Origin of the sequence: Thalassospira povalilytica, assembly GCF_002844235.1 — a bacterium.
GTDB classification, from domain to species: domain Bacteria; phylum Pseudomonadota; class Alphaproteobacteria; order Rhodospirillales; family Thalassospiraceae; genus Thalassospira; species Thalassospira povalilytica.
The window spans coordinates 96,972-116,721 of the sequence record NZ_PGTS01000002.1; the positions used below are offsets into that span (position 1 = coordinate 96,972).

Sequence of the window (19,750 nt, forward strand, 5' to 3'; positions counted from 1 at the left end):
AGAATGGTGGCCTTGCAATTGGCGGGGCAAGATCAAGCCGGTCATGATTTTGCCGGTTTTGCCGGGCAGGGTGCCGGGCAATGGCAGTGAAATGGTCTGCTGTGCAAGAAATGTCGGAGCGTTCGATGAAGAAAACCGAACAGATGGAACATTTTCCAACCTGGCAGGCGACAGACGGGTCGCCTTTGTCCTGCGTGGAAAAGATCAAGGTTTTGAACGACAATTTCGGCGAATTGCGCGAGATGATGCAGGATGCGCTTGAAGATGCGCTTCTGATGGGCTGCGACGAGGAGCAATTCCGCAAAGTGATGCGCGATCTCGTGGCCGAACTGCACAATCCCTATGATACCAGCGACACACAGGACTGAATAACAAGATGAAACGATCTTTTGCGATTGCCGCGATCTGTTCGACATGTGCAATGATCGGAACGGCCTATGCCGCGCTTGATTATCGTCCGGCCCCGGTTGCCCAGCTTCAGGGGCTTGATAAAATTACCGCCCGCATTTCGACCTTTGAAGTGCCGGTCGGGCAGGTCGCCAGTTTCGGCACCCTGTCGATCCGGGTCGATGCCTGTTACCGGACCCCGCCCGAAGAGCGCCCGGAAAGCGCGACCTTCCTTGAGATCGCCGATGTGCGCGATGATGGCAATGCGACGCGCCAACAGCTGTTTTCGGGATGGATGTTTGCATCAAGCCCCGGTCTTTCGGCACTTGAACATCCGGTTTACGATGTGTGGCTGAAAGAATGTCTTGATCCGGCGGATGCGGACGACTCCAAACCCGAAGCCGCACAGGGCAAACCGGCCCCCGAGCAACCATAAGATTGCAGCCATAATTTCGCAGATATAAAAGCGCGGACGCAAGGCCGCCATCAGCCTTGTGCTCTCGGGCACTCGGGCAGAGGGCCTCTGATCCTGGGTTTTTTTCCGTCATCTGTTTGGTGTCTGGCGGTGAATGTTTGATCGTTCACGGAACGGACCCAGTCGTGCCATTTTGCCGGAATGCGGGGGCAGGCCGTGACGATATGTGGTTTGCAGGCAGGATTGCGGTTTTTGGCGGTTTTGCACCGTTTCAGGGTCGAGAAGGTCGGGCGAACCAATATTTGATTGTTTGGATGTTGTCCCAAATATGGCAAAAACGCCGGATATTGTTTCCTGAATAGAAAATATATGTTGCCGCAGCACCGGCTTGAGAGCCGGTGGTTTGACTGTCATCCTCATGCCACAAGTTTTGCGACGCAGCATTGCGGATCGCGATCCGAAAATGAGGGAAATAGACAATGTTCAAAGTGATGAAAAAAGCCGGTCTTGCACTGGCACTTGCAACCGGTCTTTCGGCAACTGCTTTTTCGGCACAGGCGGCAGAAAGCTATAAGCTTGATCCGACCCATACCAGCGTGATCTTTATTGTTAACCATCTTGGTTTTTCAAATTTCCAGGGCCGTTTTGCCGGTGTTTCGGGCGAACTGACCCTTGATCGTGAAAACCCGGCAGCATCGGCTGCGATCATCACGATCGACCTTAACCAGGTTGATAGCGGTGTCGAGGCGCTCGACAATCATATGAAAACCGCCGATTTCCTGAATGTTGAAAAATTCCCGACCGCGACGTTCAAAAGCACCTCGGTCGAGCTGGTTGGCGACAATGCAGCCAAAATCACCGGTGACCTGACCCTGCTTGGCGAAACCAAGCCGCTGGTTCTTGATGTTACCCTGACCGGTGAAGGCGATCATCCGATGACGGGCGATCATGTTGTCGGCTTTGGTGCGACCGGTACCGTGACCCGTTCGGAATATGGCATGAACTTCCTGGTTCCGGGCGTTGGCGATGACGTCAAATTGCAGATTTCTTCGGAATTCCTGAAGCAGAAATAAGCCGACTTTTTTTAAAGGAGAATGGCGGGTTTGGCATCATGGCCGGCCTGCCATTTTCGTCTTCTGCGTGGAAGGGGATGGGTATGGCATTGCGTAGTCACCACAACGGTTTTGGCAGCGTGACCAAAAGCCTGCACTGGATTGTTGCCGCACTGTTTATCGGTGTGTTTGCCATTGGCTGGTATATGGATTTCCTGCCGCTTGGCATGGCCAAACTTGAATGGATGTCACGGCACAAATCGCTTGGTGTGACGATCCTGATGCTTGCGGTGTTGCGGATCATCTGGCGTTTGTCCGAACCGACACCCGCGGCACTGGGCAAACATGCGATTGAACGGCTGGCGGCAAAGATCGGGCATCTTGGCCTGTATGGGGTGATGATTGCCATGCCGCTGACTGGCTGGATGATGTCGTCCGCGGCCAATTTCCCGGTCAGTGTTTTCGGACTGTTTACATTGCCAAACCTTGTCGCGCCGGATCAGGGGCTTTTCGAAAGTCTCAGGACAGCGCATTTCGTGTTGTCCTGGGTGATTGTTGCCCTGGTTTGCGGACATGTTTGTGCGGCCCTGAAACATCACTTTATTGATCGCGATGCCACATTGCGCCGGATGCTGCCGGCGTTTGGCGGCAATGACAATGCCGATATCGGCGCCAATACGACTGCCAAGGAGAATTCCTGATGGGTTTGACTTTCAAATCGACACTGATGCGCCCGCTTGCCGCCGCGTTTGTGACATCGCTTATGGTATTTGCCGCCCCGGCAAAGGCCGCCGACCAGTGGACTGTTGACGCCAGCCAAAGCACGATTGCCTTTACCGGAACACAGCTTGGTGCGGGGTTTGACGGGGTGTTTGAAGATTTCACCGCAACCATCGCCTTTTCGCCAGACGATCTTGCCGGATCCTCGGTCGAGGTGCTGATTGATATTGCATCGGTCGATACCCAGAATGGTGACCGCGACAGCCAGATCGTGTCGCCCGACTGGTTTGATGCGGCACAATGGCCAACCGCCAAATTTGAAACCAAGTCGTTTTCCGAGATCGAACCGGGCCGCTATCAGGCGGTCGCCGATCTGACGATCCGCGATGTGACGCGTGAAGTGACCTTGCCATTTGATCTGATGATCACTGGCGATCAGGCCGAAGCAAAAGGCAGCGTCACCATCGCACGTACCGATTTTGGCGTCGGGCAGGGCCAGTGGGCCGATACCAGCCAGGTTGGCGATGATGTGACGATCAATATCACGATTGCGGCGTCGAAATAACGCCGCAGACGCCAGCCCCCTGTCATGACCGCCGATGCGGCCGGGGATGCCGGGGCAAAGCGTGAAGTTTCGGGCATCGGGCATCTGGCATCGGGGCTGGCCCGGAACTGCCAATAAAAATTGCTGATGATGAAGGACGGAAAGGATGCTTTCCGTCCTTTGTTGTTTGTGGCGTTCGGGGGGCTGATGCCAGTGTGAATGTGCCAGTGTGCCTGATGCTATGTGCCTGAAGCTGTGTGACGGGGCTGGCACGGGGGTGGCGCGGGGCTATTTGGCCGGGATCAGCATGGCGCGCAGATGGGCGTGGTCACCGTTGAAATAGGTGCCGTCAACCTTGGTCGGGACGCCCGGCACGCTGAGTTCTTCGGTATATTGCCAGAAACTCCAACTGGCCCATTCCACCGGGATGGTTGGTTGATCAACGCCATATTCGGCAATCCACAGCTGATTGCCGGGAAAATGATCCTTCATGGCATGTTCCCAGAATGTCGGGCCGGTATAGATGATCGGACGGCGGCCATAATGGGTTTCCAGTCTGGTCAGGAAGGTTTCGAACTGTTGATGCAGATCGCCCTTTACCGGCGGTTTGATCCGTTCGATATCAACAACCGGCGGCAAGTCCCCCGGTTCAAGGGTGACATTTTTGATAAACCAGTCGGCCTGACCGGCACCGTCATCATTGGTTTCATAGAAATGATAGGCCCCGCGCAACAGCCCGGCCTTGCGGGCGGCGGCGAAATGGTCGGTGAAGGTCGGATCAAGATAATCCAGCCCGTCGGTGGCCTTTACAAAGGTGAAGGCAATGCCGTTATTTTGCACCTTCTGCCAGTCTATATCGCCATTGTGATGGGATGTATCAATGCCATGCAGGGACGGGTTCCGGTCTTCGGCGCGAACATCAAGCGGATTGAAAGTCACAAGGAGTGCCGCAATCGCGATGCCCGATAAAACATGGCGAAAAACCGTGTTCAGACTGGTTGAAGGCGTCATGATATTCCGTCCTTCCGATGGCCAAGACCGCATGGCGGCCGGTCGATCAATGAACTGAAGTCGCACTCAGTGTAAATCCAAGACCACAATCAGGCCAGAGCCATATGGCGCATGGGTCGACACACTTCTTGCCCCAAAGGATGTGATCCGTGTTTTGAGACGCGCCCGGAACGTCGGGGGCTTGTCAGGATGACGGGCGGCGATGTTCGGGGCGTGGTTGCGGGCGGGGCAGGTTTGGAACGCAGTTTGGGAAGCGGTCAGGAGGGCGGTAGACGGGAGCGGCCGGGCACGTTCCAGAGACGTGGCAAGAGACGGGGCCTGGGACGTGACAAGAGAAGCCGACCAGGGAAGGGGCGATTGAAATGGCCAGAGACACGGCCTGCTAAACGGCCAGGGCAACAGGTCCGGGTGCAGTCCGAAGCGTGATCCGAATTGTCGTCAGAGATGCTTTTGGAGATGCTGTCGGAAATGCGGTCAGACAAGCGGGCCGATACGCACCAAACGGGCGGACAGGAAGACATGCCGGGGAGACAAAAATCCCCCGGTGGCGGGCACCGGGGGATGAAAGTCGGGGCGGAAATATCCGCAGGGATCAAAGCGCGGTTATTTGGTCGCGCTTTGACGCAGGTCGGCCAGGAAGTTTTCGACCGCCTGATCAAGCGAGCGGGCTTCATCAACCAGTTTTTCGGCCGAATGGGCCAGCTGGCTGGTGCCGGAAGATACGCGCCCGGCATTTTCATTGACGGTTTCAATGCGCTGGGAGACTTCGGCGGTGCCATCGGCAGCCTGCTGAACGTTGCGCGAAATTTCCCCGATTGCGGCATGCTGTTCTTCAACAGCGGCGGCAATTGCGGTCGAACTGTCGGCAACGCGTGCGATGGTTTCGGAAATCAGCCGGATGGCATCAACGGCCTCGCCGGTTTCATTCTGAACCGAGAGGATTTGCTGGTTGATTTCCTCGGTCGCCTTGGCGGTCTGGTTGGCAAGGTTTTTGACCTCGCTTGCGACCACGGCAAAGCCTTTGCCGGCATCACCGGCACGGGCCGCTTCGATCGTGGCGTTGAGAGCCAGCAGGTTGGTCTGTTCGGCAATATCGCCGATCAGTTTGGCCACATCCCCGATTTTCTGGGCCGCATCGGCAAGGCCGGTAACGGTTTCGTTTGTGCGTGCCGCCTGTTCATTGGCCTGATTGGCAATGTCGGCCGACTGGGCGATCTGATGGGCGATTTCATCGCTTGATGCGGTCAGTTCCTCGGTCGCGGCCGAGACGGTTTGCACATTCGAGGAGGTCTGTGTGGTGGCCGAGGCCACAGCCGCAGACAGTTGGCTGTTGGTGTTGCTGGCTTCTTCCATCGAGGAGGTGGCCTGCTTCATCTCGGTGATCGAGGTCGAGATCGAGCGGATCAGGTTTTTGACGCGCTGTTCAAGGCTATCAGCCATATCGGTGATGTCCTTGCGGCGCTGTTTGTCCGCCTGGATTTCCAACTGTTTCTGGCGATCCTGCAATTCGCGGTTTTCAAGCGCCTGCTGACGGAAGGAGACAACAGTGCGTGCCATGTCGCCGACTTCGTCAGCGCGGTCCTGGCCTTCGATTTCGCCTTCGAGGTCGCCAGACGAGATAACCCGCATTCTTGTCGCAAGGTTATGCAAACCCGATGTGATGTTGCGACCGATCACAAGGCCGCTTGCTGCCATGACCAACAGGATGATGCCGCCAATCAGAACGACATAAAGGGCCTGTTTCTGGAAGACAGCGTCAACATCATCAATATAGATGCCGGTTCCGATGATCGGACCCCAGGGCAGGGGATGGGCATAGGATAGTTTTTTGAAGGTCGTTTCCTTGTCCTCGCCGGGTTTTGGCCACCAGTAGGTCGAGAAACCGCCACCGGGCGCGCTGCCCGCAGCGATCAGGTCACGGATGAAATAGTTCCCTGCCGAATCCTGCAATTCGCCAAGGTTTTTGCCGACCAGTGCCGGGTTGGCCCCGTGCATTTCGGTCATGCCATCTTTGGAGAAGACAAAGAAGTATCCGATATCGCCATCATATCTGCCCGATGCGGCATCGGCATAAAACTGGGCGATTGCGTCTTCCTGGGACAGGGTGCCCGAGGTGACCTTGTCCTGATAGCGCTGGGCAATCGAGACAACATATTCGGTCGTGGCGCGGATCTTTTCTTTTCTGTCTTCGATCAGCGAACTTCTGAGTTCAAGCAACTGGACGACGGCAATGACGACAACGGCCAGCAATGCAAGGACACAAAGTGCTGTGATTTTAAAACTGATCTTCAGGTTCCCGAGCATGTTTCCTCCGGCTCGTTAGTATCTCGATAGGTTTATAATTAATATTATTATGAATTAATATATAAATAGAGACTGCGACCTACGGCAAGTAAAACTCCCCACTAAAGTATAGTTTCTGATCTTTCTTGAGATGGGAGTTGCCAGGCGCGAGTTCAACTCTGTGGTGTGATGTCGATTTATTGCCAAAAAAAGAGCCGCATCCATGCGAATGCGGCCCTGTCACGGTGATGTGTGTCGCGATTATTTGATCGCGCTCTGACGCAGGTCAGCGAGGAAGCTTTCGACCGCCTGATCAAGCGAGCGGGCTTCATCGACCAGTTTTTCGGCCGAATGGGCCAGCTGGCTGGTGCCGGAAGATACGCGCCCGGCATTCTCATTGACGGTTTCAATGCGCTGGGAGACTTCGGCGGTGCCATCGGCAGCCTGCTGAACGTTGCGCGAAATTTCACCGATTGCGGCATGCTGTTCTTCAACAGCGGCGGCAATTGCGGTCGAACTGTCGGCAACGCGTGCGATGGTTTCGGAAATCAGACGGATGGCATCAACGGCCTCGCCGGTTTCATTCTGAACCGAGAGGATTTGCTGGTTGATTTCCTCGGTCGCCTTGGCGGTCTGATTGGCAAGGTTTTTGACCTCGCTTGCGACGACGGCGAAACCTTTGCCGGCGTCACCGGCACGGGCTGCCTCGATCGTAGCGTTAAGAGCCAGCAGGTTGGTCTGTTCGGCAATATCGCCGATCAGTTTGGCCACATCCCCGATTTTCTGGGCCGCATCGGCAAGGCCGGTGACGGTTTCGTTGGTACGTGCGGCCTGTTCATTGGCCTGATTGGCAATGTCTGCCGACTGGGCGATCTGATGGGCGATTTCATCGCTTGATGCGGTCAGTTCCTCGGTCGCGGCCGAAACGGTCTGAACGTTGGTTGACGTCTGGGTCGTGGCAGATGCCACAGCGGCAGACAGCTGGCTGTTGGTGTTGCTGGCTTCCTGCATCGAGGAGGTGGCCTGCTTCATCTCGGCGATCGAGGTCGAGATCGAGCGGATCAGGTTTTTGACGCGTTGTTCAAGGCTATCAGCCATATCGGTGATGTCCTTGCGGCGCTGTTTGTCCGCCTGGATTTCCAGCTGTTTCTGGCGATCCTGCAATTCGCGGTTTTCAAGCGCCTGCTGACGGAAGGAGACAACAGTGCGTGCCATGTCGCCGACTTCGTCGCCACGATCCTGACCTTCGATTTCGCCTTCGAGTTTGCCATTGGCGATTTCAGTCATACGGGTTGAGAGTTTATTCAGGCCAACTGTGATGTTGCGTCCGATCGCAAGAGACAAGGCAATCATCAGGGCAACAACGATCGCAATGAATACCATCACAAAAACGGCCTGTTCCCAGAAGGCGGCATCCACATCGTCAATATAGATCCCGGTGCCGATTGCATCACCCCATGGGAGCATAGCGGAATAGGAAAGCTTTTCGAAAAGTTTCTCCTCTGGCTCGCCGGGTTTTGGCCAGTAATAAGAGAAGAAACCGCCTTCCGGGTTTTGCGCCGCAGCCAAGAGGTCCTGAACGATGAAGTTGCCCGTAGGGTCTTTAACCTGGCTCATATCCGTGCCGTTAAGAGACGGTTTGGCGCCATGTAGCTTGTTGATGCCGTTTTTGTCATAGGCAAAGAAATAGCCCGTGCCGTCATCAAACCTTGCCGCGGTGCTCCAGCGATAGAACTCGGTTGTAGCTGCTTCCTGAGTGAGTTCACCACTGTTTACGCGATCCTGATAGGACTGGGCCGCTGTTACCAGCATTGAAACAGTTGTCTGAATTTTGTCTTTGCGGTCTTCGAGCATCCCGCTGCGCAACGTTTGAAGTTCAAGTGCGGCAATCAAAAGCAAAGCGACAAGCGACAGTAGCGACAAGCTTGCGACCTTTTTACCGATCCTGATGTTTTGAAGCATGGTCTGTGTACCCGTTTTCTTGATTGTTTCCGTTTGAGCCACGGCAGGAAGCGATGCCGTTTAGAATTTTATTAATGTTATGGATAGGTTCTTATCTCGAAAGTATAGGGTGTGGCGCGAAAATGTGCATCAGTTATTTGCGTGCCACGCGGGCTGTATGGTGTTGATCACAGGGGCTTTGTGCGGTCCGGTTGTTTAAATCACCGGCAAGACCCGTGCGATGACCGGGGATATGTTGGGGCTGTTTTGAATAAAAAAAGCACCTGACTGTCTAACAGCAGGTGCTTTTGCATTTTTTTGTGTTTTGAAGCGGTCTTAGCCGAGATGTTTGCGCAAAAATTCAAGCGCGAGACCCAGACCTTCTTCGTCGATACCATGTTGCAGGTTCGGACGTTCATGCAGGGAAACGTCGATGCCGTTGGCGGCCAAGGTATCGCGGGCGATGCGCGATGCCTCGATCGGGACCACCGGATCGGCGGTGCCATGCACCAGCAGGACCGGCGGGCGCGATTTCAGATCGGTGGCAAAGGCGCCATCACCCAGAAGTGCCCCGGAAAAGCCGACCACACCGGCAAGCTGCTTGGCGCGGCGCGGGGCGGTTTGCAGCGACATCATGGTGCCTTGTGAAAAACCGACCAGCGCGATCCGGTCTTCGTCAATGCCATGGGTTTCCATAACATGATCAATGAAGTCATTGACGTAGGATGCGCTTTTATTGGCCCCTTCGGCCATGGCGGCAAGGGCACCGGACATGGTTTCGGGCGCACGGCGCAGGAATTCCGGATCATATTCGGCCAGGCTGAACCATTGACGACCGAATGGCGACATTTCGCAGGGGAACGGCGCATTGGGTGAATAGAAGCTGGTGTCGGGCAGGGCGCGCGCCAGATGCGGGGCCAACCCGATCAGGTCGTTGCCATCCGCGCCATATCCATGCAGCAGGATCACAACGCTTTTGGAGGTTCCCGATGCCGCCGGCAGTGTCGGGCCAGACAATAGATGATCAGTGCTCATAATGACTTTCCTGAAAAATCCTTTTCCCCTGATTAGCAATGCAGACAGCTGACCACCAGTTATTTTTGCGATCCGGGGTGCTGTCGGTCATGTGCAGGGCAAATATCGGGAAATCTTGCGGAATTCTTGGGCATGGAGGGGCCATGGACGGGCAACGGGTGTTCGCGGGATAACCGACATATGGCCGGGTGAGGGTATGGCGGAGGAGCCGGAATGGCGCGAACAGGATGATCCGCGCGGGCCGTCCCGCTTAAAGGTTCGGCAAGTTCGGCAAATTCAGCAAGTCAGCGGGGAAAGATGATCACTGTTTTACAAAGGCAGAGCGGATCAAACCGATTCCGGCCGCTGCGAACAGCCCGGCAACCGCGCCATCGATCCAGCGCCGGGTTTTGCGATAAAGCGCCATCGCCCCCGATGTCGAAAAGACCAGCGCATAGAGCATATAGATCGCAAGCCCCAGCACCATGCAGGTGCCGGTTGCCAGCATCACCTGGGCAGCAGACCCGCCATCATCAAGGCCAAGTGCCAGAACCGCCATCCAGGCAATCACGGCCTTGGGATTGGACAGGTTGAGAACCAGCCCGTGGCGGAAGCCGGGGTGACGCGTTGATTTGGGGGGCACAGACATATCGGCTTTTACCATGGCAGAACGGGCCGACATCCATGCCAGCCACAGAAGATAAGCCCCGCCGACCAGCTTCAGAACCGAGAGCGCGTAGCTTGACGCCTGAAGGATCGCGCCAAGACCGGTTGCCGCCACCAATCCCCAAAAGGCCAGTCCGAGCGCAAGTCCGGCCCCGAAAAGTAGGCCCGATTTTCGCCCGGAATGCATCGAGATCGTCGCAACCGCAAGGGTCGCCGGCCCCGGCGATGCCGCGGCGATGAAGAAGGCAATGGCAATGGTCAGAAGACTGGTGAGATCAAACATGCCGGTTTCCTTTGTGCGGGCAATAAAGTTGCACGGATCGGAAATTTTGCAAAGGCCGCAAAGGGCGCAAAGGCGTGATCACAACGACCGGATGGTTGGAGCCAGACCGAACTGGTCATGGCAACAGGATGGATGATGACTGGTGATAAGGAACAGGGACTGGTTCGGGAAGATCGGGTTTCGCGTGCGCGAACCGGTCGGGATCATCAGCCTGTGGATAAGTGTGTGGATGGAAAGGCCGGTATAGGCGAATTTTTATAATTCCACCGCTATTTTTACGATCATCTGAAGAATGATCTATCCGTTGGTATCGGTTTTCGCAAAGTGACCTTTTTTCCAGTGTGGATATTGTGAAACTTTAGTTATCATTTAAAATCAAATGGTTGCGTCGATATTTTTACGCATTGGCGAATTTGGTATTCCGAAAATCGCGACGGATGTCACAAAAATGAAATACGATTATTGCAAAATGATAGGTGCAAGGTCGGACAAAATTCAACGATGTGGATTTTTTGCCTGTGGTTGTCATGACAACCCGTCTTTTGTCTTGCCTTAATCTGTGCGACAAGAAATCTTCCGGTTGCCGGCACTGTTCGGCAAAACGCCCCAAATCAAGTCCAATTCCGAGGCCCAGATGAACCGCACGCGCCGCTGGTTCGGCAAGGGGGATCGACGTGTTCTGTCACTGACCCTGCCGATCATTTTGTCCAATGCCACAGTTCCGTTGCTTGGCGCGGTTGATACGGCAGTGGTCGGTCATCTTGACAGCCCGCATTATATTGGTGCGGTTGCGGTCGGGGCGCTGATTTTTTCCTATGTGTTCTGGAGTTTCGGTTTCCTGCGCATGGCGACCACCGGGCTTGCGGCACAGGCCTATGGCCGGCGTGACCCCAACGGGGTGCGGGCGGTGTTTGCGCGCGCGGCCCTGATCGCCATGACTGCCGGGCTTGCGGTGATGATATTGCAATGGCCGATCATCGAGCTTGCGATGTCATTGATTGCGCCAACACCGGCGGTCGAGGCCGCCGCCCGTGACTATTTCCATGTGCGGATCTGGGCGTCACCGGCGACATTGATGCAATATTGCATGCTGGGTTGGTTGCTTGCGATGCGCGACAGCCGGGCGGTGTTCATTTTCCAGGTGGTGCTGAACTCGCTTAACATCGTTCTTGATATCCTGTTTGTGCAAGGGTTCGGCTGGGACGTCAAAGGGGTGGCTGGCGCGACGGTGATTGCCGATTATTCCGGCGTGGTTCTGGGCTGGTTTTTGATGCAGCCGCACCTGAAACGTCTGGGCGGCACATGGCGCGGGATCGGGGTTCTTGATCGGGTGCAGCTTGCCAAGCTGATGAAGATCAATGGTGATATCTTTGTGCGCACCATGGCGCTGACATCGGCCTTTGCGCTGTTTACCAGTTTCTCGGCCCGGTTTGGCGAGGTTACCCTTGCCGCCAATGCGGTGTTGCAGAACTTTTTGATGTTCGGGTCATTTGCCCTTGATGGGTTTGCCCATGCCGCCGAAACCCTTGTCGGGCAGGCCTATGGGGCGGAGCGACGCAAACAGTTCCTGTGGGCGGTGCGCAAGACCACGATCTGGGGGATTGTATCAGCGGTGTGTATGGCGGCGATCTTTGCCGTGACCGGTCCGTGGATCATTGATGCCCTGACCAGCATCCCCGAGGTGCGCGAGGCGTCCTATACCTATTTGCTGTGGGCGGTCATTTTGCCGGTTACCGGGGTTCTGGGCTTTCAGTTTGACGGGGTGTTTCTGGGCGCGATGCAAACCAAGCACTGGCGCAACATGATGCTGGTATCGGTGGGGATTTATGCGCTGATGGCGTGGGGGGCTGTTGCGATGGACAGCAACCATTTGCTGTGGGCGGCGTTTAACGCCTTTTTCCTGTTGCGCGGTCTGACACTGGCCGTTCTGTTCCCGACCATTATCCCGGACCGGCGTGTGGCGACGATGCGCGCGTAGCTGCGGGCATGATGCGCGTACACGGCTGGCGTTTCGACCTTGTGTCTTAAGGCCGGGTGCCCAAGTGCGCATTGTGTCCGCAGGGCAAAGCCAAAGCAGGGATGTTTTGCACCCGGGGGCGATGTGCCAGCCTGTACGGGGATGACGGTGCCGGTTGGAACGGTCCGCCGTTTTGCGTCATTGCTTTGACAGCAGGCAGCCGTAAATCAGCGCTCGCAGGGCAGCAACCGCAGATCAGTCGATGTCGGAAACCGGAAGGGTGGTGCTGTTTTTGACTTCATGCAGGGTGAAGCTTGATTTCATGTTGGCAACACCGGGAAGCTTCATCATCACTTCGGACAGGAAGCGCTGATAGGATGCAGGGTCGGGCACGACGATGCGCATCATGTAATCCTGATTGCCGACCATGGCATAGCAATCGACGATTTCCGGATGTTCCTGGACCGCGGTTTCAAAGCGACGGAGCGACGGTTCGTCATGCTGGGTCAGGGAGACGGTGACAAAGACATTCACGCCAAGATGAAGATGTGCCGGATCAAGCAGGGCAACATATTTGCGGATCACGCCGCTTTCTTCGAGTTTGCGCAAACGCCGCAGACAGGGAGAAACAGACAGGCCGACCTTGTCAGCCAATTCGACCATCGAAATGCGACCGTCTTCCTGAATTTCACGAAGAATTTTGCGATCAATTGCGTCGAATCCGTTGCGCGCCATAGCGTGCCACACTCCTTTGGGTCATAAACAGCGGGCTACAATTTGCCAAATTTCAGGCCCGATGTAAGTATTTTCTGCTGCGCGATAAGCCATGACTTCGGGTTTCTGTCAATGATTGCGTGATCGCGCATCGCATTTTTTACGGGCTGTCTGTGTATATGACAGAGGTGAAAGAGCCAAAGCAGCCATCTGCTTGATGCTTGCAAGATCAGATGAATGCAAGTATGTCCTTCAGTTCCTTGAAATGCTTGGCATAGACGGGCCGGACTGCTCGCAGTTGCAGCGGAACTTATCATTGCCGTGCCCGGTCTGAACAGTATAGTATAATCGTACCAATTTACTTATTTTGATTGTGGTTATTCTCCTGATCCGACGCCGGGAGAGGTTGGCACGGCCAACCACGTTACTGAAAGGCATACAAGGTGGACGCTGCGCAAAATGCACCGGGATATAACCTGGTTACGATTGGCGAGCATAAAATCAATATCCGTCCGGCAGTCCTTGAAGATCTGCCAAATGTTGTCGATCTGGATGACCGGACAACAGGTTTGCGCAAGCCTGATTATTGGGACGATCTGTTTACCCGGTATGGCAACCGCAAGGATTCCCGGTTTTTCCTGATTGCAGAAGAAGGCAGCACGCTGCTGGGCTGTATTTTCGGTGAAGTGCGGTCGTGGGAATTCAATTCCGTGCCGTGTGGCTGGGTCGGTACCGTCAGTGTCGAACCGGATCTGCGCATGGGCGGGATCGGCACCATTCTTTATAAGGAAATCTGCCGGTGTTTCCGCAAGGCGGGTGTGACCAAGGTCCGCACCATGATCCCGCGCGATGCCACCGACCTGATGTCATTCTTCCGATCCCAGGGCATGATGGCCGGACCGTTCATCCAGCTTGAGACCGATATGGAAGAGGGGGCCTAAGCCATGATGTCCTTGCAAAAGGCAACCCTGTTTGCCCTCTATGCCGTGCTTGAACTGGCAGAAGATACCGACCGTCAGCTTTCGGCGTCCGAAATTGCCGAACGGTACAATATTTCCACCAACCATCTGGCAAAGGTTCTGCGTGATCTTGGCCGGGCGGGGCTTGTTGAATCGGTGCGTGGTGCCGGGGGCGGATATCGTTTTTGTGGCAATGCCAAGCGCACGACGCTTCTTGACGTAGTGCAGCTGTTTGAGGAGGTCGGTACCGGCCCGTCCAACAGCATTGTGCAAAATACCAATGCCGGGGCGGCACTGTCGCTGGTGATGGACGAGATCGAGGAAATCACCCACGCGACGCTGTTGTCGATCACGATCGAAACCATGCTCAAACTGATGCGCAAGCGTCGCCCGGAAAAGCCGACATCAACCGGATTGTTCCGCGCGGTCTGATTGCAGAAGCCGGGCACCGTTTCCAGATAGAAAAAAGGCCGTCAGAATGTTCTGACGGCCTTTTGTTTGGGGATGTCGCAAGCCTAGCTTTCGCTGGTGGCCGGGGCAGCGGGTTCTGCTGCTGGCGCGGTGCTTTCGGCGGTGTCGCTGCTGACGGCCTTGGGGGCTGCTTTTTTGCGCGGGCGACGCGGGCTGCGTTTCTTTCCTGCGGTCTTGGCCGGGGCCGGTGCGGCGTCTGCTTCGACCGGTGCCGGCGCAGCGTCTGCTTTGGCCTCTACCGGGGCGTCGATCGGTGCATCAACCGCAGTTGGTGCAGCTTCTTCTGCCGGCTTGTCATCGGTTTTCTTTTTCGCGCTACGACGCGGCGATTTGGCACGCGTGGTCTTTTCCGACTTGGCGTCAGACTTGGCGGCCGATTTCGTCGCGGTTTTGCGTTTGGTGGTCTTTTTCGGTGCTTCTTCTTCTGCCTCAGGCTTTTTGCCAAGGCTTGAAGCCGGAACCGCCGTCAACAGGAAGGACGGAACATGATCGCCAAAACCGATGACCGGCTTGTCATCGCGGTCATCGCGATCGCGCCGGTGGTTGCGGTTATTGTTGCGATCATTGCGGTCACTGCGATCGTTTCGGTCATTGCGATCAAAGCGCTCATTGCTGCCCCTTGTGTCGCGGGCAGGGGCTTTGTTCTGATCGGCATCCTTTGTGGCGGCGGGCTGGGCCGGGGTTTCCGGCTGTGCCTTGGCGGTGTCGCCATTGCCACGGTCATTTGATTTTGCCGAACGGGCCGGTTTGTCATCACGCGTATTGGACTTGCGGCTTTTCTTGTTACGCCGTTTTTTGCCGGTAAAGTCCAGCTCAAGCGTTTCAATGCCGTCAAGTTCGGTCAGCGGAATGTCTTTGTTGATCGTCTTGTGGATGGCTGCGACCAGTTTGCCGTCTTCGGGCACGGCAAGGGTGAAGGCCTTGCCATCGCGACCCGCACGACCGGTACGGCCGGTACGGTGGACGTAATCTTCGGCGTTGAACGGAACGTCGAAGTTAAAGACGTGCGAAACATCGGCGATATCGATCCCGCGCGCAGCAACGTCAGAGCAGACCAGCAGGGTGATCTCGCCCGATTTGAACTTTGCCAGCGTTTCGGTACGTTCGCTTTGTGCCATGTCGCCATGCATGCGCCCGGCATTGAAGCCGTGCTTGGTCAGCGACTTGTAAAGGATATCAACGTCTTTTTTGCGGTTACAGAACACAAAGGCGTTTTTGACATTTTCCTGGCGGATCAACTGACGAAGTGCTTCGCGCTTGTCAAAGTCATCAAGGACCAGAAGTTTGTGTTCAACCGTTGCGGCCATGCTGGATGGCGGGGCGACGGTGATTTCCTTGGGATTGGACAGGAACTTGTCGGCAAGGCGACGGATTTCCTTGGGCATGGTCGCCGAGAAGAAAAGCGTCTGGCGCTGCTTGGGCAGCATATTGACGATCTTTTCGATGTCGGGGATGAAGCCCATGTCGAGCATACGGTCGGCTTCGTCAATCACCAGCAATTTGCAATCAGACAGAAGCAGCTTGCCACGTTCAAAGGTATCGATCAGGCGGCCCGGCGTCGCGATGATGACATCTGCGCCCTTTTCCAGGATTTTGCCCTGTTCGGCGGCGGACTCGCCCCCGATGATCAATGCCTTCGACAGGGACATGTATTTGCCATAGGTGTCGAAGTTTGCCGCAACCTGGGTCGCAAGTTCGCGGGTCGGTTCCAGAATGATGGAACGCGGCATACGCATACGCGCGCGGCCGTGATGCAGGATATCAAGCATCGGCAGGGTGAAGCTGGCCGTTTTACCCGTGCCCGTCTGTGCACAGCCCAGAATGTCGCGTGCCATCAGCACCGACGGGATAGCTTGAGCCTGGATCGGGGTTGGGGTGTCGTAGCCGGCGTCTGCAACGGCTTTGAGGATATCTTCGCTCAGACCGAGATCGGCGAAATTCATATGGTTCGTTTTCCCGCAATAGAATGCGTTAAGTGAAGCGGATATGCAAAAATCAGTTTGGGTCGTAAAGCTAACCCTGAATTAAGTCAAGAAAAACGCCGCAAAATTCGCTTCGAAAACCGATAAACACCCTGTTGAGAGGCTTGTTTGCAACAATTTGGCAGCGTAACCTGTCAAAATAACAATCACACATGGGAGAAAAGCCGTGCTGATGGATGCGACACGCGCAAGTTTGCTGGTTATCGATGTTCAGGAAAAGCTTTATCCGGCATGTCAGGAGCCCGAACAGATCATTGCCAATTGCTGTTTCCTGATCAAATGTGCCAACCGGCTTGGCGTGCCCGTGATTGTCACCGAACAATATCCCAAGGGGCTTGGCCATACGGCAAAGCCCATTCTGGATCTGGTGGAAAAACCCGGTGATGTTGCCGATGGCGGCAATGTGGTTGCCAAGGTGGCGTTTTCGGCAATCCCGGCAGATGGCTTTATCGAAAAAATGGAAGAAAATCCGGGCCGTGACCAGGTGGTGGTGATCGGCATGGAAACCCATGTTTGTGTGCTTCAGACGGTGCTGGAGCTTCTTGAACGCGGACGCGAGGTCTATGTGGTTGCCGATGCGGTGACATCGCGCAGCACCCAGGACAAGATTTTCGGGCTTGAACGCATGCGCGATGCCGGGGCAAAGATCGTCACCCGCGAAAGCGTGATGTTTGAATGGCTGCGCGTTGCCGGCACCCCGGAATTCAAGGAATTGAGTGCGCTGATCAAATGACATCCGGACCGGATCAGGATTTCGGGCACGCCGGCATGGATGGCGTGCCCGTTGTGTTTTTATCAGGAATGCTGGCCGATCAGCGGATGTGGGAGCCGGCAATTGCGGCCTATGGCCGGGTTGAAATGAACGGCAAACCTGCGATCCGTCCACTTCATTTTGATCTGCTTGATCAGGACAGTGTGGCAGCGATGGCGCGTGCGGTTCTTGATGTTGCGCCAGACCGGTTTGCGCTGGTGGGGATGTCGATGGGCGGCTATGTCGCCTTTGAAATCCTGCGTCAGGCGAAAGCGCGCGTCAGTCATCTGATGCTGGTTAATACCCGGGCAACAGCCGATACAGAGGCAGTCAAACGCCGTCGTGTCCTTCTTGCCCGGATTGCCGGGCGCGCGCAGCGTTTTGTCGGGATCAATGACACGTTGCTTGACGAGATGATCCATCCCGATAATCGCAGCAATGACGCCTTGATCCGGCTTCTGGGCGATATGGCCGAGCAGGCCGGAGCGGAGGTCTTTCTGCGTCAAAGCATTGCGGTTGCCCATCGCCCCGACAGTCAGGGGACGCTTGCCAGGATTGATATCCCGAGCTGTGTGATGTCGGGCGAAGCCGATCAGGTGATCAGCCCGGAAAGCCACCGGGATATGGCCAACCGGATTGCCGGCGCAGATTATCACGAGGTCGCCGGGGCAGGGCATTATGTGCCGCTTGAACAGCCCGCGATTTTTGCCCGTGCTTTGGTTGACCTTCTTCTACGGTAGGGCGGCATTTTTATATGTTACGAGCAACCCATTCTTCGAGCGTTGCCCGGATCGACTGATCGGCTGGCTGTTCACGGGTGAAAGCCCACCATATATGTGCTCCTTGCCATGTGCTGGCCATTTGCCAGCCAAGCTTTTTTCCCTCTTCGGGGTGGTCTGACAGGCGGCGGCCAAGGATTGCGGCAAGGTGATGTCCCCAAGCCGCGCCGCGTGCGCGAAGTTGCGGGTTGCAAATGTCTTCATGCAGAACCAGCAAGCCGTTGGTGCTGTCCCGGTCTGCCGTTTCCGGGGGCATCAGGCGCAGTAGAATTTCGATTGCGCCATTGGGATCAAGTGCTTCTTCCTGATCCGCAGCATGCGTTTCAGCATCTAGGCGGTCCCAAGCCCGGAGCAATGTTGCAACGAGCAGAGCATCACGCGTGCCATAGCGTTGCACAAGTGTCGCTGGTGAGAGATTGCAGGCTTTTGATGCCCGGGCAAATGTCAGGTTTGACGGTCCGGTTTCAAGCACGGTTTCAAAGATGGTGTCGAGCACCTGATCGTCGGGAATTGTCTTGTTTCTTGCCATGATTATTTATAAACGTATATTTATTTATAAATCAATGGAGATTTGGTCATGGCAAGAATTCTTGGGTATATCGCAACCAGTCTTGACGGGATGATCGCGGACAGAAATGACAATCTCGATTGGTTGTTTGCATATGACGGGATGGATCTTGGTGAATACGATTACAACAAGTTCATCAAGCGCATTCAAACCCTGGTGATGGGGCGGGGAACCTACGACTTTGTTGCACGCCAACCATCGGAATGGCCTTATCACGGAAAGCGGGTAATTGTGGTTACATCCCGTCCGATTGATAATCCTGTCGCGGATATTGACGTGCGAAGTGACGTTGACGCATTGATTGCCGAACTTCGTGCTTTTGATGATGGGGATGTCTGGATGCTGGGCGGTGGAAAGCTGCAAATGGCGTTCATTGAACGAGGTGCGCTTGACGAAATTGAAATTTACGTCATGCCCGAAATTCTGGGTGGGGGAAAACCGCTTTTCCCCCAGACAGGTTTTCGCAGCAGTCCGACATTGATCAGTACGCAAATGCTTGATCGCGGATGCGTGCGTTTGCATTACCGGTTCTCGCCAACATGTTGATCGCTGACTGATCGTTTAGGTAGCCCGGATCAGCAAACCGTCTGGAACGGGCTGCAGAAACGGTCATCGTCATTGTTGCGGATATGGCGCGGGAACAGTTGGTAGCTTAGCGTGTCGGCATTGGCAAACAGCTGGCTTTCAAAGTTTTCAGGCACAAAACGCGCCCGGGTTTCAGAGATGACATTATCGCCGGAGCAAAAGCCGAACCGAACAATCAGGCGATCAGAAATGTGTTCCATGCCGCCGGTTTGCGGGTTGGTGCAGATCGCATCGCCAAAGGTGTTTTGTGACGGGTTGACCACAGCCACCAACCGGTTTTCCGGTTTGATTGTTTCATTTGCCGCAATGTCGGCGGGATCGGTAACAAAGCGCAGGCGCGGGGCAAAGCCGTGATTGGAAAGCGCATCGGTCCATGTTTTGGCCGGAAGGCTGTTGGCCGGATCAACGATTTCAAGCAGCATGACCTGACTTGGCGCGCCGGTGGTCTTGAAGCTTTGGACTTCGGTGACCTTGTAATTGGGGGCTTCGATCAGGGCGGCACTGCACCCGCCAAGCAAAAGCAACGCCGTGCCGGTTACAGTCGGCAAAAAACGGGAAAATGCGCGCATGTTCATTGGACAAGTCCTTTGACAGCTTATCGGACAAGATAGCCTATCACATTGCAGGTGTGATCACCCGGTCTGAAAGATATGACGGTCATTAAGGCG

Annotated in this window: 20 protein-coding genes and 1 pseudogene; 11 read left to right on the forward strand and 10 right to left on the reverse strand. The window is 55.4% G+C overall.

Features of this window, described 5'->3' with window-relative positions; translation table 11 throughout:
- Positions 1 to 80: 80 nt before the first annotated feature.
- Both CU041_RS04690 and CU041_RS04695 read left to right on the forward strand, forming a co-directional pair.
- Positions 81 to 368, forward strand: a complete 288-nt coding sequence (locus tag CU041_RS04690; RefSeq protein WP_231856686.1) for a hypothetical protein — start codon at positions 81 to 83, stop codon at positions 366 to 368.
- Between the two features lie 8 nt (positions 369 to 376).
- The gene (locus CU041_RS04695) at positions 377 to 823 is read left to right on the forward strand and encodes a DUF2155 domain-containing protein (protein ID WP_068518048.1); all 447 of its coding nucleotides are present in this window, start codon (positions 377 to 379) and stop codon (positions 821 to 823) included.
- Between the two features lie 108 nt (positions 824 to 931).
- Here CU041_RS04695 and CU041_RS20560 read toward each other — a convergent pair whose 3' ends face one another.
- The gene (locus CU041_RS20560; protein ID WP_170310133.1) at positions 932 to 1,246 is read right to left on the reverse strand and encodes a hypothetical protein; all 315 of its coding nucleotides are present in this window, start codon (positions 1,244 to 1,246) and stop codon (positions 932 to 934) included.
- Between the two features lie 35 nt (positions 1,247 to 1,281).
- Between CU041_RS20560 and CU041_RS04700 the strand changes: the two genes are divergently transcribed.
- The 3 genes from CU041_RS04700 to CU041_RS04710 all read left to right on the forward strand — a co-directional run bounded on the left by CU041_RS04700 (position 1,282) and on the right by CU041_RS04710 (position 3,139).
- A complete protein-coding gene (locus tag CU041_RS04700; protein WP_101245981.1) occupies positions 1,282 to 1,875 on the forward strand; it encodes a YceI family protein in 594 nt (197 codons plus the stop codon).
- 83 nt (positions 1,876 to 1,958) lie between these two features.
- Complete coding sequence (locus CU041_RS04705) at positions 1,959 to 2,555, forward strand: cytochrome b (protein WP_101246416.1); 597 nt, start codon at positions 1,959 to 1,961, stop codon at positions 2,553 to 2,555.
- Positions 2,555 to 3,139, forward strand: a complete 585-nt coding sequence (locus CU041_RS04710; RefSeq protein WP_233433008.1) for a YceI family protein — start codon at positions 2,555 to 2,557, stop codon at positions 3,137 to 3,139. Before CU041_RS04705 ends, CU041_RS04710 begins: the two co-directional genes overlap by 1 nt.
- Positions 3,140 to 3,406: 267 nt before the next feature.
- On the opposite strand, the gene CU041_RS04715 is transcribed toward CU041_RS04710, so the two are convergent.
- From CU041_RS04715 to CU041_RS04735, 5 genes are all read right to left on the reverse strand, one after another.
- On the reverse strand, positions 3,407 to 4,129 hold the full coding sequence (locus CU041_RS04715; RefSeq protein ID WP_170310134.1) for a glycoside hydrolase family 25 protein: 723 nt from the start codon (positions 4,127 to 4,129) through the stop codon (positions 3,407 to 3,409).
- Between the two features lie 603 nt (positions 4,130 to 4,732).
- Positions 4,733 to 6,433, reverse strand: coding sequence for a methyl-accepting chemotaxis protein (locus tag CU041_RS04720; RefSeq protein ID WP_101245983.1), 1,701 nt, complete (start codon positions 6,431 to 6,433; stop codon positions 4,733 to 4,735).
- Positions 6,434 to 6,673: 240 nt separating this feature from the next.
- Positions 6,674 to 8,374, reverse strand: coding sequence for a methyl-accepting chemotaxis protein (locus tag CU041_RS04725; RefSeq protein WP_101245984.1), 1,701 nt, complete (start codon positions 8,372 to 8,374; stop codon positions 6,674 to 6,676).
- Between the two features lie 315 nt (positions 8,375 to 8,689).
- Complete coding sequence (locus CU041_RS04730) at positions 8,690 to 9,388, reverse strand: alpha/beta hydrolase (RefSeq protein WP_101245985.1); 699 nt, start codon at positions 9,386 to 9,388, stop codon at positions 8,690 to 8,692.
- A gap of 301 nt (positions 9,389 to 9,689) precedes the next feature.
- Entirely contained in the window at positions 9,690 to 10,316 is a 627-nt protein-coding gene (locus CU041_RS04735; RefSeq protein WP_101245986.1) for a LysE family translocator, read from the reverse strand.
- A gap of 634 nt (positions 10,317 to 10,950) precedes the next feature.
- Here CU041_RS04735 and CU041_RS04740 point away from each other — a divergent pair.
- On the forward strand, positions 10,951 to 12,294 hold the full coding sequence (locus CU041_RS04740; protein WP_101246418.1) for an MATE family efflux transporter: 1,344 nt from the start codon (positions 10,951 to 10,953) through the stop codon (positions 12,292 to 12,294).
- 234 nt (positions 12,295 to 12,528) lie between these two features.
- On the opposite strand, the gene CU041_RS04745 is transcribed toward CU041_RS04740, so the two are convergent.
- Positions 12,529 to 13,008 carry an Lrp/AsnC family transcriptional regulator gene (locus tag CU041_RS04745; RefSeq protein WP_068518426.1) on the reverse strand — a complete coding sequence of 160 codons (480 nt, stop codon included), beginning with the start codon at positions 13,006 to 13,008 and terminating at the stop codon, positions 12,529 to 12,531.
- 422 nt (positions 13,009 to 13,430) lie between these two features.
- On the opposite strand from CU041_RS04745, the gene CU041_RS04750 reads away from it, so the two are divergent.
- Positions 13,431 to 13,928 (forward strand): GNAT family N-acetyltransferase, encoded by a 498-nt coding sequence (locus CU041_RS04750; protein ID WP_082817773.1) that lies wholly within the window; start codon positions 13,431 to 13,433, stop codon positions 13,926 to 13,928.
- Positions 13,929 to 13,931: 3 nt separating this feature from the next.
- Positions 13,932 to 14,378, forward strand: a complete 447-nt coding sequence (locus CU041_RS04755) for an Rrf2 family transcriptional regulator (RefSeq protein ID WP_068518425.1) — start codon at positions 13,932 to 13,934, stop codon at positions 14,376 to 14,378.
- An 83-nt stretch (positions 14,379 to 14,461) separates the two neighbouring features.
- Here CU041_RS04755 and CU041_RS04760 read toward each other — a convergent pair whose 3' ends face one another.
- Entirely contained in the window at positions 14,462 to 16,360 is a 1,899-nt protein-coding gene (locus CU041_RS04760; protein WP_101245987.1) for a DEAD/DEAH box helicase, read from the reverse strand.
- 211 nt (positions 16,361 to 16,571) lie between these two features.
- Here CU041_RS04760 and CU041_RS04765 point away from each other — a divergent pair, with 211 nt between their 5' ends.
- Positions 16,572 to 17,132, forward strand: a complete 561-nt coding sequence (locus tag CU041_RS04765) for a hydrolase (protein WP_068518423.1) — start codon at positions 16,572 to 16,574, stop codon at positions 17,130 to 17,132.
- A complete protein-coding gene (locus CU041_RS04770; protein ID WP_101245988.1) occupies positions 17,129 to 17,890 on the forward strand; it encodes an alpha/beta fold hydrolase in 762 nt (253 codons plus the stop codon). The genes CU041_RS04765 and CU041_RS04770 overlap by 4 nt, the downstream gene beginning before the upstream one ends.
- A 10-nt stretch (positions 17,891 to 17,900) precedes the next feature.
- On the opposite strand, the gene CU041_RS04775 is transcribed toward CU041_RS04770, so the two are convergent.
- Positions 17,901 to 18,458, reverse strand: coding sequence for a TetR/AcrR family transcriptional regulator (locus tag CU041_RS04775; protein ID WP_101245989.1), 558 nt, complete (start codon positions 18,456 to 18,458; stop codon positions 17,901 to 17,903).
- A gap of 48 nt (positions 18,459 to 18,506) precedes the next feature.
- Here CU041_RS04775 and CU041_RS04780 point away from each other — a divergent pair.
- A pseudogene (locus CU041_RS04780) lies at positions 18,507 to 18,977 on the forward strand (dihydrofolate reductase family protein); the annotation flags it as partial.
- Between the two features lie 95 nt (positions 18,978 to 19,072).
- On the opposite strand, the gene CU041_RS04785 reads toward CU041_RS04780, so the two are convergent.
- Positions 19,073 to 19,657, reverse strand: a complete 585-nt coding sequence (locus CU041_RS04785; RefSeq protein ID WP_101245991.1) for a hypothetical protein — start codon at positions 19,655 to 19,657, stop codon at positions 19,073 to 19,075.
- Positions 19,658 to 19,750 lie beyond the last annotated feature (93 nt).